Raw genomic sequence first — 17825 nt, 5'->3', positions numbered from 1 at the left:
CTCAATGTCTTTTCCAAAAATTTAAAGCAATCACTACCCTATTGTACATGCCAATGCGAAACCAATACCCCAGAAGAGAAAGACATCCCCCCATAGCCATCATGAATGCCCCTAACCAAATACATATTACATAAGGCTTCCACCATACGTGCACAACGAGACCCCGATTATCAATATGTCCCGGTACAATATATAGCTGTGATAAGCCATGATTTTTAAGACCAACTTCTGTTGTTGATGTATTTTGGCTTGAATAAAATCGCTTTGAGGCTGTTACATTACCTACAATGTTTTTATTTTCATATATTTTAAAATAAAACTCCATTGTCGAATAATTCGAACCAACACCATCATACACTGCATCAAAATGAAGCGTTTTATCCGCTATCGTCACCCTATCCCCTACGTTCATGATTAAAATACGTTCTTGCCCAAAACTTGCCACGCAAACAATACCAAATAATGTAACGCCTAATCCCATATGTGCTATTGCTGCACCAAAAGTAGACCATGGCAATCCAAGAAATCTCTTAACGCGTACTGAAAAAGCTCTCTTACCATATCCACTCTTTCCCCATAGATCCGCTAAACTGCCTAAAAAAACAAACGCTGAAAGCCCAATCCCTAAAACTGCAAAAATATCACGCACAGATGTCGCATAAAATATTATAAAACAGACGATACCAACCAATACAAAAACAAACCACAACCGTTCAAAAACTGCAAGAAAATCACCGCGTTTCCATGCCACCATTGTCCCAAACGGAACAAACAACAACAGCAAAACCATTAGCGGTCCACAGGTAAGGTTAAAAAAAGCAGCCCCTACAGAAATTTTTTGCCCTGTTAATATCTCAATAAAATAAGGATAAAGCGTACCAATCAATACTGTTGCTGTTATTGTTGTCAGTAACAAGTTATTTAAAACAATAAACCCTTCACGTGAAATTGGTTGAAAAAATCTTTCTGTTTTTAAAATAGGGGTACGCAAAGCAAAAAGAAGAAAAGCAGCTCCCGTAAAAAAAAATAAAAGAGCAAGAATTGCTTGCCCGCGTGCTGGATCAACAGCAAAACTATGAACAGAAACTAAAAGCCCAGAACGCACAAGAAAAGTTCCCATCAGAGAAAGGGAAAAAGTAAGAAGCGCTAAAAACAGAGTCCAACTTTTCAATATTTCTCGTTTTTCGAGAACAAGAGCAGAATGTAAAAGAGCCGTTCCTGAAAGCCACGGCATAAACGAAACATTTTCAACAGGATCCCAAAACCAATACCCCCCCCATCCTAGCTCATAATAAGCCCAATAAGAGCCAACCATAATACCCAATGTCAAAAAACACCAAGAAAGTAAAAGCCACGGACGAATCCCACGCGCCCAAATTCTATCAACATGTCCCATAATCAATGCCGCAACGGCAAAAGAAAAACAAAGTGAAAAACCGACATAACCTAAATAAAGTAGCGGTGGATGAATTGCTAATGCGATATCTTGTAAAAGAGGATTGAGACCATTTCCCTGCAATGCTGGTGGATTTACGCGTAAAAATGGATTGGATACAAAAAGAATAAATAAAAGAAAAGCAGTTGTAATCCAACTTTGGCAAATTAAAACAAGCGTCTTAAAATCTTCTGGCAAATGTTGGCTAAAAAAAGCCATCAATGCGCTAAAAAAAGCAAGACTTAAAACCCATAACAACATAGAGCCTTCGTGGTTGCCCCAAACACCTGTAATTTTATAGAGCATCGGTTTTTCTGAATGAGAATTCTCAACAACGTTCAAAACAGAAAAATCAGATACGACATAAGCATAAATTATCACTAAAAAAGATAAAAGCAGTAATGTAAAAGTGATATATGTTAGAGGAACAACTGTTTGCATTAACAAACGCTCTCTCCACCAAAAACCTAAAGCAGGTAAAAATGCCCCTAATAAGCTTACTGAAAATGCTGCAGCTAAAAAAATATGACCCAGTTCGACAAGCACAATCGAATTATTTCTCCATAATGTAATGTTTTTTCAAACGATCAGCTGTTTCTTTAGGCATATAAGTTTCATCATGTTTTGCTAAAATACGCATCCCTATAAAAAAGCCCTGTTTATCGAAATGCCCTTCTACGATCACCCCCTGACCTTCACGAAAAAGATCCGGTAAGGCACCATTGAAAACTACTTTTTCATGTTTTTTGTTATCCGTTACAAAAAAAACAACGCCTCTCTCTCCAACATATTGAACAGTTCCCTTTTCAACAAAGCCACCCAAACGCAAAGGGCGCTCCGTTAAAATATCTTCTCTTGTAATTTCAGAGGGCATTCTAAAAAAACTGACCGCATGACGCATTGCATACACTATGAGACTTGCTGCAATTGTCATAACCAAACAACATAATAATATGATCAGTAAGCGCTTTTTTTTTCGCTGCTCTAAAATAACCTTCCATGAGGCAGAATTCTTTAAAGATTGACTGTTCATAGACACTCTGCGAAAAAATTTACGTTATAATTAAGTATCAATATTTTATTTTTTAAAAGCTTTGCACATCTTCTACATAGGTGCAAGATTTCTTTTCTTTGTATGCTCACTCGATAAATCACGTAACTGAATTATCATTTTTTTAACACGTGATTGTCCTGAAAAATTTTCAGGCATTGTGTCAAGAAAGCTTTGTAAAAATTGCACTGCCTGCGCAGTTTTTCCTGCTTGATGCAATGCATCAGCCAACAATAAACGTGGATAAAAATCTGTTGGCGCTAAATCTGCTGCTTTTTGAAAAGCATTTTGCGCTTCTTGCGTTATCACTCCCCCTTCATAACCAACCAATGCTAAACCGTATCCTACAAGCCTTGGAGCTGTTTCTCCATTCAAACGAAGTGCATCTAAATAAGTATTCACTGCTTCTTGAAAAAGGCTTTCTTCGAGATACCCTACCGCTAACGCATCTGCTAGCTTGCCATCATGAGGTGCACGGAAAAAAAGCACTTGTAAACGAATAAGCTTTTCTTGCTTACTAAGAGTTTGAGGATCCTTATCCATTAATTCGCTAAAAAAATAACTTTTCACTTCTGGATTGCCTGTCAGCCCATAAATATTCCATGTCATAAGGAGAACAAATAAGATACTTAAAGCCTTAAGAATATTTCTTTTTTTATAATGCATATAAAGCTTGTTAAACTCAATCATACGCTTATGGCTTCTATAACCACCCACGGTTTGAACTTTCCATTCTTTTTTTATCTCATCATCAAAACGTAGTGAAAGAAAAAGAACACTTGCCAGAAAAATCAGAAAAAATGCTGCAAAAATCAATAAGAGCATATCGTTTTTTTCCAATACGAACAGAGAATAACTCGCTTACATTTTATCCTCTTCATGAGAAAAGTGATGTGAATTAATAAAAATTCATTTTTTCATGGAGAATATTATAAAATCTATTATATATATCAATTAAACAAAGAAACTAAAAACAATGTTTCCCTACTCTTTGATGTATTATCTGAAAATACTGCTTTACAAACTTTATAGATATTTCTTGCTTAAGGAGAAAATATGTTATTCTCCCATCTTAGGTAATAAAACTTTTGCATACAACCCACCCAAATCAGAACGTGATAAAAAGAGATTGCCACCATATTCACTGACCATATCTGAAACAATTGCTAACCCTAAGCCTGACCCTAGTTTACTTTCATTAAACCGCCGCCCTCTTTTTAATGCTTCATCAATTTTGTCTTCTGTTAAACCAGGACCATCATCTTCTACAAAGATACTAAAATATTCTGTTTCTTCAGCATTTTCTTCTAAACAACAAGAGATCAAAACCTTTGCGCGAGACCACTGAGTAGCATTTTCAATCAAATTCCCTATAATTTCTTCTAAATCTTCCTTCTCTCCAGAAAAAACAATATCATCAACATCCATAATAAATTGAATTTGTTTTTCAGGATTAAGCTTTTTCATAACCCGTACCAAGCGTTCAAGCACACTGCGAACAGACGTATGATAGACAACACTATCGCATTGTGCTGCAATCCGCGCACGCTGAAGATAATGATTGATTTGAGCTTGCATTATTTGCGTTTGCTCTCTCAACAAACTAGCCTTTTCTCCGCGCATCTTATCTGTCTCATTCATAATCACGGATAGAGGCGTCTTCAATGAATGCGCGAGATTACCAACCTGTGTGCGAAATCGCTCGATAATACGCTGATTATTATTAATGAGAGCATTCATCTCTTGTACAAGCGGCATCACTTCGCTTACTAAATCCGTATTCACATAATGAACTCTTCCTTCGCGAATATCATTCAATGCACGTCGAATAAGCTTCAACGGTTGAAAACTAAAGAAAATAATAGCAATATTAATAAGAACACTCCCGATACCGAAACTCCAAAGAAAAATTTGCAAAGTTCGCTTAAATTCCTTTACCTGGGCATGAGCTTCATCGATATTCCCAACAAGCCGAAAACGTGCAATATGATTTTTATTATCAAGAACAACATCACTCTCAATCACTTGTAGCTTTTGACCATTGTTCCCCGTTATCCGATAAGAGCGAAAGAATTTATTGTCAAAAGGTATATCAACATCACTTGGTGTAAATATCTCCCCTGTTCCCAATGAGGGAGATGTCAATCTTCCTTTTAAATTATGGGATATCGCAACAACTTCCCAATACCATCCTGTTGTTGGATCAGAATAACGAATATCATCAATCCCAGCCCCTCCTATCAAAGTACCTTCCGATGACACCGTCACTGTTGCAATAAGACTGTAGAGTTGAGCAGAAAGGATACGCTCTAGGCTTTGTTCAGTCGAACGCTTATAAAATAAAATACTTACTGCAGAAATCGATAAAAGAGAAATAACAACCCATAATGTTGATAAGATCATAACACGTAAACTGAGAGATCGAGTAATTACAAAAAAGAACCTCCTATACCAATTATTCTCTTCAAAAACATTCATTAATCACCTCGCGTTCTCACGCGATATCCCATTCCTCGAATAGTTTCAATCAAATCCATTCCAAGCTTTTTCCGTAACCGACCTACAAAGACTTCCACCGTATTCGAGTCCTTATCAAAATCCTGATCATAAAGATGTTCAGTAAGCTCTGTTCTTGAAATGACCCTGTCACAATGATGCATGAGATACGAAAGCAGTCTGAATTCATAAGATGTTAGTTTAATCAATTGACCATCCACAAAAACACGAGACGTCTTTGTATCCAACAAAACATTTCCGCAACATAATGCACTTGTCGCATGTCCCGTAGTGCGACGAATTAATGCTCGCAAGCGCGCCATCACCTCCTCCAAATGAAATGGCTTCACAACATAATCGTCAGCTCCAGCATCAATACCGTGCACCTTATCAGACCAACGGTCTCGCGCCGTTAGCATTAAAACAGGCATGGAGAGCCCTTCTTGACGCCATTTTTCAACAACACTAATACCATCAATCTGCGGTAAACCTATATCAAGTATCACCGCGTCGTAAGACTCTGTGCTCCCTAAAAAATAAGCCTCTTCACCATCGAAAGCACTATCGGAAACATATCCTGCACGTCTTACAGCTTCTGCTAATTGATGGTGAAGATTCCGATCATCTTCAACGATTAAGATACGCATCACAACACCATCTGCCAAAAACTAATCAGCAGGAACAAAAAATTCAACACGACGTAACTTTTCACCATTACGGGCTGGTACAACAACTACAATCGTACACATGTCCTTTCCATCCTGAACAACCGATTTTGAACGGACGAGAACCCCGCTCTCTTGCGCAGCAGCCTTCTTACCTACTTCAGCACACCCAGAAGCTAGAACAGAATCTGCTTCTAAAAAAGCTGCTATTATTACGAATAAGAATTTTTTTTTCATCATAAATATTTCAATAACCCATCTCTTCTCTTCCTTGATAAAGGATAAAAGAAATAATGGTTTTTTTTGGTCGATTAAAAAATCACAAATGGAAACAATTTATCCTCTATCTTACAGAAGAACATATTAACATTACTCCAAATTTTTAAAAAATCAAAAAAATATTTTTAATAATGAGAATAAAATTTATTCAATAAAATAATAAAATATTAATATACTATCTTACAAAAAATGAATAATTCTAAAACAAATTCTTTCTCTGTTAGAACTATAGAAAAAAAATACTTCTACTCCATATAATTATTGTAGATTTGTTTGGTTGTATTGCTTTGCCATAGGCTCTCTTTAAATGTTTGATTTTTTTAAAAAAAAGAAAGGGCAACACCGTAAGCCATTTCATAGTCCTGCTCTCATTGAATTAGACGCACGATTAGACACAGCGTTTTATCACATTCGTTCTGCTAACAGTTTTTTCTGGAAAAAGGCAAAAATCATCTCACAAAATTTTCATCTTCAAGGATGGAAACGTTTTATCGTTGAAGTTCTCGATGAAATACTGACATTAGGGTTGATGGGATTTACTCTTTTCACTATTTTGGGCATTTCTGTTTTTGAACTGACCAAAACAGATTGGTCTTCTCCTAAAAACTTTTCCATTCTTTTTCTAGATCGCTATGGAAATTCCATTGGGCACCGTGGTGCACTGCCGGCAATCTCTGTCCCCGTTGAAGAAATGCCTGACACTGTCATTAAAGCGGTTCTCGCTACAGAAGACCGTCGTTTTTTTGATCATTGGGGCATTGATTTTCAAGGACTTACACGGGCAATTTCACAAAATATGCAAGCTAAAGGTGTGGTGCAAGGTGGTTCAACTCTCACACAACAATTGGCTAAAAATTTATTTTTAACAAACGAAAGAACCATAACACGTAAAATCAAAGAAGCTTATCTTGCTCTTTGGCTAGAAGCAAATTTTAGCAAAAAGCAGATTTTACAACTTTACCTTGACCGAGCCTATATGGGAGGAAACAATTTTGGTATTGCCGCAGCGGCAAAATTTTATTTTGGAAAAAACATACGTCATGTCTCTTTAAGTGAATCTGCTATGTTAGCAGGACTCTTTAAAGCTCCAACAAAATATGCTCCTCATAGTCATCTCTTTGCAGCTCAAACACGTGCCAATATCGTCCTTTCTAATCTTGTTAATAGTGGCTTTATGACGAAGAGCCAAATTATCAATGCGCATCGCCACCCTGCTAAGGCACTTCCCCAAAGAGAAAATAATCAGCCAGATTATTTTCTTGATTGGGCATTCGAGGAAGTCAAAAAAATGCGTAATCAACTTCCAAGCCATAGTTTAATTATTCAAACGACCCTTGATCCGAATATTCAAAAAGCAGTAGAAGAATCAATTGCATATCATTTACATCAATATGGTCAACAATATCGTGTAACACAAGCAGCCACCGTTATACTCGATAATAACGGTGCGGTATGTGCAATTGTTGGAGGACTAGATTACAAAAAGAGCCAATTTAACAGAGCAACACAGGGCGGTCGACAACCTGGTTCTTCATTCAAACCTTATGTTTATGCAGCCGCAATGGAACATGGATTATCACCCTCAACAATCGTTCTAGATGCTCCCATCAATTGGGGAGGTTGGACACCCAAAAATAATTCTGGTCGTTATCTGGGAAAAATTGACTTAGCAACAGCTTTAGCCTTTTCCATTAATACAGTCCCTGTTTATCTCACCTACCAATATCTTAACCGCGATACCCAACCTATCATAGATCTCATTAAAAATATGGGGATTAACGCGCATATTTTATCACACAAAACGATGGTTCTTGGCACTTCCAACATGACCCCCATGGATCAAGCTACAGGCTTTAATGTCTTTGCCAATGGAGGAATAGCGGGTAATCGTCATGGGTTTACGCAAATCAAAACAATTGATGGTCGTGTTGTGTGGGATTTCGAACATAACGGAAAAAAACTACACCGAGTTCTGAGTGAACAATCAGCAGCTTATATGAATCAAATGATGGTGGGTGTCACAACACGAGGATCTGGTAAGCGTGCTGCGTTGCCCATGACTCTTGTCGCTGGGAAAACTGGAACATCACAATCTTATCGTGATGCTTGGTTTGTTGGCTTTACGGGAAATTATACGGGAGCGGTATGGATGGGAAATGATAATTTTTCACCGATGAATCGTGCTTTTGGGGGTGGCGTTCCTGCCATGATATGGCATCGTATCATGCTTGCTGCGCATCAAAATATTATGCTCAAACAGCTCTATGGTGTTAAAGATTCTCTCCTTCCTTATCAGCCTCCAGTACTTTCTTCCCGTGTAGATTCTGAAGTTCCTTCCCCAATACCCTCTACGCTTTCTCCTGAAACATTAAATATCGTGCGATTGATTAACAAAGATCTGAAAAAACCATCTGCAATTTCTTTGAAGATGAAAACAACTGGAGATTCAACATTTTGAATTCAAGATATTCACTGATGTTTTTTAATATCACCATTTTCTTTTTTATCTTCGCTTTTTCCATTTTATGTGGAACACTGAGTGTCGATTATGTGCTCAATTCCTTTCCTCATTTTGGACTCTTTAGAATTGGAAAATGGAGTGCTTATCCCCAAATGGGAACCGCCAATATGGATCCTTATACCCGCGCCCGCACCGCTAAACAAGGCATTGTTTCACTCGGACGAACTGAAGGTATTCAATTCCAGATTTGGCAAGATAACCAAGGGCGTCCACTTCATCATCACTGTCATTATTTACTCAAAGGCACCATCCCTGAAACCCGTCTTTTTACCCTTTATACAGCTGACAAATCCCTAAAACCCTATACTTCATCCAAAGAAATACCTTTTGAACTCCACACGAACGCTATTATTTATGAGCATGATGGCTCATTGCGCATTAATATTTCACCCACACCGCAAACCGGCAATTGGCTTGCAACAGTTAGTCAAAAAGAATTCGGGCTTATTCTTACCTTATACGATACCTCAATCATCTCTGCAACGGCATTACAAAAGCTTACAATGCCATCAATAGAACAAATTCCATCAGGACAAATAAATTGTGACTAGATTTATTCATACCGCACTTCTTGCAATCATTGGCGCTATTATCGTTCATATTTGCGTTCTCTTTCTGATCCCCTATTGGGCACAAGATAATATATGGACAGCACTAAAAAAATCTGGAACCTCTTATCAATTTGTCGATTTTACGCCCAATAATCCTATTCAGCAATCTGCTGATCCACTCTTTCTTCTTAAAGTCTGCAGATTTAATCTTGAAAATGGACCTGTTCATTTAAAAGCTTTGAAAACACAACAATTTTGGTCACTAGCAGCCTACACACACGACGGAATTATTTTCTATAGCCTTAATGACCGAACAGCCCCTGATGCGACACTTGATCTTATCATTGGAAAACCAATACAAATCATAGAACTCAAAAAATCAAAACCTAAAAAAAATGCCAATTCAGTTTTGGTTGCTAAAAATTTGAATGAAGGGTTTGTTATTTTACGTATTTTTGTCCCTTCTTCCCTTGCAAAAAAAGAAAGTGAAGCTTTTCTTTCATCTGCAACCTGCCGCATATTTTATGAATAAAAACGGACTAACCTCTCATTTGTACAACACCTTCCTTTCTATAAAATACATAAAGCCTATCAAAATGGTTATCTTTTTTCTCTATTAATCAAATATTCGAATTCAGATTTATCTGATTGTAGATCCCTAAATTTTTTATTGAGGTAGAATGAAATCTCTATTGCACATCATCATATCCTATTTGAGACGCATTATCTGACAGAAAAAACTCCTCGCCATTAGAAGAGAAAAATCAAGAGTAAAGTTCTAAAAATATATGCTGCTAACAACCGTAGAACTTGTTATTTGAGTTTATTTCTTTTTATTTACAAACATTCCCATAAAATTCGCATCAATGACATGATAAATTATAGAAGAAATACTGATCACTTTCAATGAAGTGCTAAAATAACCGCTGGAAACTTATAAGACATTACACATCCTTGACCTCAAAAATAAGTGCTTTATTTTTGGTTTATGAGCAGAAGCTTTTTGTAAGATAGCACTCTGAAAAAACTTGGCTTATAGTTTACAATCGAGGGGAAAAACTTCATGAAGAAGAGATATGTTCGGTTCGTTTCAAGAGCAGCAGTATGGTCCCCTCGATTTGGTGGATTGTCGTTCTTTATTTTATTATTTTCAGTCATTTTACAACGTTTTTCCGTCATTAACGTAACTGACTTCATAATTTTGATCGGAATCTCTACTGGCTGTGTAATTATTTCTCTTTTTCTGGCTATTAAAGCACTTCATAGTTTGTGGGTCTATGGTGCTCTAGGGGGAATGAAAGCTTTAAAAGGGATCATTTATTCGTTGATAACAGCCACACCATTGATGCTCTTTTTTGGACTTTGGTTTACCTTACCGGCTCTTTACGACGTTTCTACCGATACACAAAGACCACCGGCTTTTTTTCGCACAATACGTCCCAGCGATGCTTTACCACTCAAAAGTGTTTTGACTGAACAAGCAGCAATACAGATGTCACAATGGCCAGAAATATCGGGGCGCCGTTATGATGGCTCACCTGACCGTATTCGCGAATCCGTTCTTAATGTTTTAGCAGCCTATGATTGGCCTGTTGTGGCTCAACGAGAGTTTAAAGGTGAAGAAAATGCGCTTTATATTGAAACAATGGCAAAAACTTTTTACCTTGGTTTTATTTCAGACATTGTGATACGCTTAACCAATGAAGGGGATACAACTTTTGTTGATATGCGTTCTGCTTCTCGTTATTTGCTAAGAGATTTGGGAACGAATGCTGCTTTTATTATCGATTTTATGGATGCCCTTGATACAGAAATCGCCTCACTTCCTCTCTCACAAGACGATGAATAACAATCTAAGAGAAATAAGGCATTTTATTTCATAAAAGTTGCCTATTTTTCAATAAATCATGATACATAAGCAAACAATCACTTTTCAAAAACTATAAATTGATAATCCTTATACAAAAGATAATAATCTCAAAACAACCCATGCTTGAAATAATGAAAAAGATTAAAAAAATAGGAAATAAAAAACAGAAATATTGATAATAATATTAAAGTCTCTGTCTAACTGTAATCAGTAAATATTTTTTAAAGTTTAATATTATATAAAAATAATAACTTATTTTTTATAAATAACTCTACAAATAACACCTTATAATTATATTTTTAAAATAATATAACAACTTGATTTTATATTATTTTAAAATTCCCATATATTCAATTAATAAATTTGCAGCATAATATAATATAAAAAACCTAATTGTTGTTAATATTGTCCTTTTTATACTCCAGTTCTTACCTTTAAATCTATTGTAAAAAAACATGCAAAGTCCAAATCCAATTGCTGTCATTAAGGAGCTAGTAAAAGTATGCATAACAAAAAATCCAGACTGAAATTTCATCTACTTTATGAATGATTTAAGAGAGAGAGCAATAGAGTATAATTCAAATAATAAACTTAACTTAATTAAATATAATTTTATATATAAACAATCTTTATAAAATTCCCATATATTTAACTAATAAAATTCCAAAATAATATAATATAAAAAACATAATTGTTGATAATATTTTCCTTTTTATACTCCAGTTCTTACCTTTAGATCTATTGTAAAAAAAATTGAAAATCCATATATAAACGTTACCAATAAGGCGCCAGTAAAATTATTCATAACAAAAAAATCCAAAATAAAATATCTATTGTCTTAAACAAAAATATCCCTGAAATCAGTTTAGCCATAGCTTTAAAGTATGTTTACGATATCACTGATCTCAGAAATATCTTTATCGTTATTTTCTAAATAAATTAGAAACAGTGTTCTTCCACTTTACGGATGGCATTGATTGTACTTATCTATCAAACCGATAGGCAGCTCCTAATAATCCGCCTCCTACTACTCTAGGTAGACCAGCTACTGCACCCAGCCCCTCCTCCTAATAAAGGGCTCCCACGAGACCGCCTGTGCCTACTGTTTGAGCATAAGAGCCTGCGCTACAACCATCTTATTCTGGAAAAAGCCAACTTTTGGGATGAGAGTTACTACTTTAATCATCTGATGATGCATGCTATTTAGCAAAAAAATCAAATATAATTTGTAAAATGTATAAATTATGATAAATAATAAAATGCTGATAATAACGTAATTCTATATTATTTTAAAATTCCCGTATATTCAATTAATAAATTTGCAGCATAATATAGTATAAAAAACCTAATTGTTGATAATATTTCCATTTTTATACTCCAGTTCTTACCTTTAAATCTATTGTAAGAAAACATTAAAAATCCATATATAAACGTTGCCAATAAAGAGCCAGTAAAAGTATGCATAAAAAAAATCCAGACTGAAATTTCATCTACTTTATGAATGATTTAAGAGAGAGCAATAGAGTATAATTCAAATAATAAACTTAACTTAATTAAGTATAATTTTATATATAAACAATATTTATAAAATTCCCATATATTTAACTAATAAATTTCCAGCATAATATAATATAAAAAACATAATTGTTGATAATATTGTACTTTTTATACTCAAGTTCTCACCTTTAAATCTATTATAAAAAAACATGCAAAGTCCAAATACAATTGCTGTTACTAAGGAGCCAGTAAAAGTATTCATAACAAAAAAAAATCCAAAATAAAATATCTATTATCACACACAAAAATATCCCTGAAATCAGTTTAGCCATAGCTTTAAAGTATGTTTACAATATCACTGATCTCAGAAATATCTTACTAGCTATTTTCTAAATAAATTAGAAACAGCCTCCCTCCATTTTACGGATGGCATTGATTGTACTTATCTTTTAAACCGCTAGCAGCTCCTCCTAATCCGCCTGCTACTGCTCCACCTAGACCACCTAATGCACCAATTAATGCTCCTGCGCCTCCCTTTATGGCTGCTGATTCGACATAATCGCCTGCTTCACAACTTGGATTCGGATGGCATTCATTGTACTTATCTATCAAACCGTTAGCAGCTCCTCCTAATCCGCCTACCAATGCTCCAGGTAAAACGCCAACACCTTCAGCTGCTAAACCAATTACTGCACCACTTGCTGCTCCTATGCCTCCGTGTATGACAGCTGCTTCAACATAATCGCTTGTTTCACAACTTGGTGCCGTATAGCATGCATTGTATTTATCTACCACAGCGTCACCAGCTCCTGCTAGTCCACCTCCTATTGCTCCATTGACAAAGCCAGAACCGACACCTCCCGGTCCAGAAAAAAGACCTCCAACGGCACCAGCAATACCTCCTATTAATTCTCCTACGATGCCACCTGCACCTGCTGCTTGGGCATGAGCGCCTGCGCTACAATCATCTTCTTCTGGAAAAAGCCAACTTTTTGGATGTGAGTTACTACTTGAATCACCAGCTCCTCCTATTCCGCCGCTTACTGCTCCACCGAGTAAGCCAGCAACTGCACCTCCTGGTCCAGCAATAGAACCTCCAGCTGCACCAGCACCACCTCCTAATATTGCTCCTACAATGCCTCCTGTACCTGCTGCTTGGGCATAAGCGTCTGTACTATAATCATCTTCTGGAAAAAGCCAACTTTTTGGATGTGAGTTACTACTTGAATCATTTGATGAGCTTGAACTACCCATTTAAATCCTCCTTTTATTATTAAAAATAACTGTATCACAACGATACAGTTGAAAATTCATTATTGTTCATTTTAGAAAATGTCAAATATAATTTGTATAAATAACAATAAAAATACTGTATAAACAATAAATACATTATGTTTATATTATATTCACACAAAATGTATATTTTGTATAAATATAATACTATTTACAATACTGTTTAAATATGCGACATCAATCGCTCTTTCTCTTAAATAAAATCATAAATTCAAATGAGTCATTCACAAGAAAAACCTGTATCATTCTCTTGGTTTACAAGAACAACAAAGAAATATATCTATTATGTCATCGAACTCAGTTGCGTTGCTGTTGTTTTGCGTTTGCTGGGCTTGGTGAATCCTTTTATTTTTCAAGCGATTATCGACCGTATTCTCCCTTTTCAGCGTATTGAAAGTCTCTATGCTATCGTTGTCTTGATGGTTGCTATCATGCTGTTTAGCACAGCTCTTAGCACTCTATCAGGCTACTTAGGTGCTTATTTAGCCAATCGGCTTACGTTAGAATTTGGACGGCGCATTTATACCCATCTTTTAAGTCTCTCTTTGCCCACTTTACGCCGTTGGCAAGTAGGAGAATTGTTTTCACGTATTGGAGAAGTTGATACAATTCGCGGTTTTTTAACAGGAACCATCGCCACAACTGTGCTAAATGTTCTGTTTGCCATTATTTATATTGTTGCACTCTTTTCCATTAGTCCGAAACTTACCTTCATTGTCCTTATCATTTTACCTTTACAAATGGGGTCTTTAGCGTTGGTCGGTCCCTTCTTGCGCCGCCAATTACGCCGTGCTTTCACTCTGCAAGCTGTCCATAAATCGCGCCTTATTGAAAGTTTTACCAATCTTGAAGCCATTAAAGCACATGTAAAAGAAGCTGCTCATACGGTACGCATGCAAGAAACTCTAGCCCGTAGTTTAGATCAAAGCCTTACAACCAGTAAATTGCATCTTCTCAATGGAGCCATGAGCCATATTTTTGGTGATCTTTTCACTATTTTTATTATCTTTTTTGGTGCTCAGGCAGTTCTTCAAAACCAGATTACGCTAGGGCAACTTATTGCCTTTCATCTCCTCGCTGGAAATGTTTCTGGTCCTATCTTAAGCCTTGCATCCCTATGGGAAGAATGGCAGCATTTGAAAATCTCTCGTCTTCGTTTGGGCGATATTCTTAACTCCCCTTCAGAATGGGAAGAAGAAAAGCCGCCTCTTCAACTCAGTGCTCCTCCTCATCTTGAAGCCAACGATCTCTGTTTTTCTTATGGAGATAAGTCCATTATCAATCATCTTGATGTCTGTTTACAACCTGGGCAACCAATTATGTTACTTGGTCCTTCAGGGTGCGGAAAAACAACCTTGGCGAAGCTCCTTTGTGGACTCTACCCCCCAACAAGCGGAAAGATATTGATTAACGCCCAACCTTTACAGAATTTTGATGTCCGTAGCGTGCGTGACACAATCGCGTATTTTCCCCAAAATCCTTGCCTTTTTTCCGGAACCATTCTTGAGAATATGCTTCTTGCAAAACCAGATGCCACTAAAGATGAAATCGACTCTGCACTATATGTTAGTGCTTGCCATGATTTGATTGCTCAGTTGCCTCTAGGACTCAATACTCAAGTAGGAGAGCAAGGTGGTTTTTTATCAGGTGGTCAGCGCCAACGCTTGGCTTTGGCTTGTTTCTTTCTGATAAACCCAAGCCTGCTTATTTTGGATGAACCTACTTCCGCATTGGATGATACTGTCAGTGCACAAATTGTTGAGCATTTATATAAACTTTCACAAGATCGTATTGTTCTTGTTATTACCCACAAAAGTGACCTCTTTCCTCAGCATGCAAACGTCTTAAACTTTACTGATTTGGAGGCAAAAAATGGCAGATAAAGCTCCCTATTTGCGCCCTTTGTCACCAACGCTTCATATGGTTGTTGCTGTTTTGGTCACCTTATTTCTCTTTATTGTGATCGGCAGCTTTATCGCAAAAACAGAGATTGTTGCACGGGGGCAAGGAAGTGTTATTCCCACCGCTTACGTTCAGCTGGTCCAAGCGCAAAATACAGGACGCATTGAGAAAATCCTTGTAAAAGAAGGGCAATTTGTTCATCAAGGGGATCTCCTTATTCAATTAGATCCCCGTGAAGCCCTCAATGAGTGCGCACGTGTTCAAGCAGATATCGCGCAACAAACCCTTCAAGCACAAATCGCAACAGCTATTTTAACAGCTTTGCATGAAAGTGATCCTTTGGATAAAGATTTTGTGACCAAAGGACTTGCCTATCTGCCAGTTCCTCCTTCTGGCAACACGACTGCAAGAATAGAAGGGGAAAAACTCATTAGCGCTGCCCTTCAATCTCTCCAAGATAAATTAAGAGCGCTAAAAGCACAAGCGGACCGCGTCGAGCGCAGCGGTGCAACACAACATGCGCAATTAGATAGGTTGGAAGATGATCGTCAATTAAGCCAAGGAAAATTAAAGGCTGCAAAAAGCCTAATGGAAACAAAAGTCATCAGCCAAGCGGTTTATTTAGAGCGTTTACATGATTTTAAAAATGTCGAGCATGAAATTTTAACCAATCAAAGACGTTTGGAAGAAAATGCCGCCGAAATCAATACCCTTCGCCAACAACGGAAAAGTCTCATTTCCGATGAAATCGCCCGCTATCGCCAACTTTCGCGTGAAACAGAACTGAATCTTCAAGGATTAAAAGCAAAGCTTGATAGCACTCAATACCATCTTGACCACTTATCACTCTATGCGCCTGTTGATGGACGTATCGATGATTTAAGTATCCATACTTTGGGCGGCTTTGTAGAAGCTGGTAAAACGCTTATGCGTATTGTCCCTGATGCAGGTGGTCTCATTGTTGAAGCGTTTTTTGATAATCGAGATATTGGTTTTTTAGAAAAGGGTCAACGTGCTTACATCAAGTTTTCTGCCTTTCCACCTGAACGTTTCGGTGTTATCCACGGTACAGTCGTTAATGTAGGCGCTACAGCGCGCTATAATAAAGAAATTAATGGTGTCTATGCTGTTTTAATAAAAATTGACCAAGATCACATCACTTTGAATAACAAACATCTTAAATTTATCCCTGGCATGACTGTGGCAACGGATGTCATTACCTCAAAACGGCGTCTCATTTCTTATTTCTTTGAACCTATCACCAAAGTTTTAGAACAATCTCTAAAGGAAAGATAATGTCTGTAAATGAAAATTCATCACCATCATTCATAGACCCTCTTACAGCGTTAGGAGCTATGGTTGTTTTAATGCTTACATCTCCCTTATACCGCCGCTGGCGAATCTGGGATATCGAACGAAATTTAGGACCAGCTTTACAGACTGGGCAATACAAGCTCTATAAAAATGAACGTGGAGAATTTTGTGCCTTTATCACTTGGGCTTTTTTAGATGAGAAAAATCATCAATCTATGCTTGATAAGGGAGAATTTTTACCTGATGCCAATTGGCAGAATGGAAAATACGTATGGTTTATTGATTGTGTAGCACCCTATGGCCATACTGCTCATATTGTACGCGATATGCAACGAAATATATTTCCTGATCAGCGTTATTGTTATGCTGTACGACGTAATGAAGATGGTGGAATGCGAAAAATTGCACGCTGGTGTTGCTGTAGAGCGCAAAATCCAGCCAAATAGTTTTTCTAAAGCAAGTGCGCATCAATCATTTACCCCTCGTCTTATAGAAAAGAATCTTTTAAAAGAGCTCTTTAAGCGATAGCTATAGCAAGAGAACCTTACCATATTTAGAGCTAACCCGCTACAAATAGGTGTTTTTCAGCTTACAAAACTTGCTATGAATAGCAACAGACGGTTAAGGGGATTGATCCACTCTCAAGCTGAAATTTGATTAACTAATTTCACTAGAATTGGCTGGGGTACCTGGATTCGAACCAGGGAATGCCGGTACCAAAAACCGGTGCCTTACCGCTTGGCTATACCCCAAAAAAACACGCTTTATAGCGACTCTTGCACCTTATAGCGATTCCTGTGATTGGACGCAATATCTGAAAATCAAAGACTTTACTTTTTTATCATAAATTTCTGAGTTTTGTATGGCATTGCCATCGATACAAATTCGTAGCAGAAACTGATATACAGTTGTGATTTTAATATAAGTAGGAACCATTTATCCATCAATTAT

14 protein-coding genes and 1 tRNA gene are annotated in these 17825 nt (G+C 36.9%); 7 read left to right on the top strand and 8 right to left on the bottom strand.

Going from position 1 to position 17825, the window contains the following annotated elements; all coding sequences use genetic code 11:
• Position 1: 1 nt before the first annotated feature.
• From ACFINE_RS00330 to ACFINE_RS00305, 6 genes are all read right to left on the bottom strand, one after another.
• The gene (locus ACFINE_RS00330; RefSeq protein ID WP_375620681.1) at positions 2 to 1981 is read right to left on the bottom strand and encodes a heme lyase CcmF/NrfE family subunit; all 1980 of its coding nucleotides are present in this window, start codon (positions 1979 to 1981) and stop codon (positions 2 to 4) included.
• A 7-nt stretch (positions 1982 to 1988) separates the two neighbouring features.
• Positions 1989 to 2468, bottom strand: coding sequence for a cytochrome c maturation protein CcmE (ccmE, locus tag ACFINE_RS00325; protein WP_375611160.1), 480 nt, complete (start codon positions 2466 to 2468; stop codon positions 1989 to 1991).
• Positions 2469 to 2540: 72 nt separating this feature from the next.
• Positions 2541 to 3311 carry a tetratricopeptide repeat protein gene (locus tag ACFINE_RS00320; protein ID WP_375612997.1) on the bottom strand — a complete coding sequence of 257 codons (771 nt, stop codon included), beginning with the start codon at positions 3309 to 3311 and terminating at the stop codon, positions 2541 to 2543.
• A 234-nt stretch (positions 3312 to 3545) separates the two neighbouring features.
• Complete coding sequence (locus ACFINE_RS00315; RefSeq protein WP_375611158.1) at positions 3546 to 4964, bottom strand: ATP-binding protein; 1419 nt, start codon at positions 4962 to 4964, stop codon at positions 3546 to 3548.
• Positions 4964 to 5629, bottom strand: a complete 666-nt coding sequence (locus ACFINE_RS00310) for a response regulator transcription factor (protein WP_375620680.1) — start codon at positions 5627 to 5629, stop codon at positions 4964 to 4966. Before ACFINE_RS00310 ends, ACFINE_RS00315 begins: the two co-directional genes overlap by 1 nt.
• Positions 5630 to 5650: 21 nt before the next feature.
• Positions 5651 to 5887 carry a hypothetical protein gene (locus ACFINE_RS00305; protein WP_375620679.1) on the bottom strand — a complete coding sequence of 79 codons (237 nt, stop codon included), beginning with the start codon at positions 5885 to 5887 and terminating at the stop codon, positions 5651 to 5653.
• A 346-nt stretch (positions 5888 to 6233) separates the two neighbouring features.
• Between ACFINE_RS00305 and ACFINE_RS00300 the strand changes: the two genes are divergently transcribed.
• The 4 genes from ACFINE_RS00300 (at position 6234) to ACFINE_RS00285 (ending at position 10847) form a co-directional block, all read left to right on the top strand.
• Complete coding sequence (locus ACFINE_RS00300; protein ID WP_375620678.1) at positions 6234 to 8384, top strand: transglycosylase domain-containing protein; 2151 nt, start codon at positions 6234 to 6236, stop codon at positions 8382 to 8384.
• Between the two features lie 17 nt (positions 8385 to 8401).
• Positions 8402 to 8998, top strand: a complete 597-nt coding sequence (locus tag ACFINE_RS00295) for a DUF1214 domain-containing protein (RefSeq protein WP_375620677.1) — start codon at positions 8402 to 8404, stop codon at positions 8996 to 8998.
• Positions 8991 to 9530 (top strand): hypothetical protein, encoded by a 540-nt coding sequence (locus ACFINE_RS00290; protein WP_375620676.1) that lies wholly within the window; start codon positions 8991 to 8993, stop codon positions 9528 to 9530. The genes ACFINE_RS00295 and ACFINE_RS00290 overlap by 8 nt, the downstream gene beginning before the upstream one ends.
• A gap of 531 nt (positions 9531 to 10061) precedes the next feature.
• Positions 10062 to 10847 carry a DUF1499 domain-containing protein gene (locus ACFINE_RS00285; RefSeq protein ID WP_375620675.1) on the top strand — a complete coding sequence of 262 codons (786 nt, stop codon included), beginning with the start codon at positions 10062 to 10064 and terminating at the stop codon, positions 10845 to 10847.
• Positions 10848 to 12785: 1938 nt separating this feature from the next.
• On the opposite strand, the gene ACFINE_RS00280 is transcribed toward ACFINE_RS00285, so the two are convergent.
• A complete protein-coding gene (locus tag ACFINE_RS00280; protein ID WP_375620674.1) occupies positions 12786 to 13619 on the bottom strand; it encodes a hypothetical protein in 834 nt (277 codons plus the stop codon).
• A 254-nt stretch (positions 13620 to 13873) separates the two neighbouring features.
• Between ACFINE_RS00280 and ACFINE_RS00275 the strand changes: the two genes are divergently transcribed.
• Genes ACFINE_RS00275 through ACFINE_RS00265 form a run of 3 tightly spaced genes read left to right on the top strand, consistent with a single transcriptional unit; the run spans position 13874 to position 17320 of the window.
• Positions 13874 to 15541 carry a peptidase domain-containing ABC transporter gene (locus ACFINE_RS00275; protein WP_375620673.1) on the top strand — a complete coding sequence of 556 codons (1668 nt, stop codon included), beginning with the start codon at positions 13874 to 13876 and terminating at the stop codon, positions 15539 to 15541.
• Entirely contained in the window at positions 15531 to 16856 is a 1326-nt protein-coding gene (locus ACFINE_RS00270; RefSeq protein WP_375620672.1) for an HlyD family type I secretion periplasmic adaptor subunit, read from the top strand. The genes ACFINE_RS00275 and ACFINE_RS00270 overlap by 11 nt, the downstream gene beginning before the upstream one ends.
• Complete coding sequence (locus ACFINE_RS00265) at positions 16856 to 17320, top strand: toxin-activating lysine-acyltransferase (protein WP_375620671.1); 465 nt, start codon at positions 16856 to 16858, stop codon at positions 17318 to 17320. The genes ACFINE_RS00270 and ACFINE_RS00265 overlap by 1 nt, the downstream gene beginning before the upstream one ends.
• 231 nt (positions 17321 to 17551) lie before the next feature.
• On the opposite strand, the gene ACFINE_RS00260 is transcribed toward ACFINE_RS00265, so the two are convergent.
• Positions 17552 to 17626, bottom strand: a tRNA-Gln gene (locus ACFINE_RS00260).
• Positions 17627 to 17825 lie beyond the last annotated feature (199 nt).

The organism is Bartonella sp. AA97HXZ (genome assembly GCF_042196985.1).
GTDB lineage: Bacteria > Pseudomonadota > Alphaproteobacteria > Rhizobiales > Rhizobiaceae > Bartonella.
This window is presented reverse-complemented; position numbering and strand designations above follow the sequence as displayed.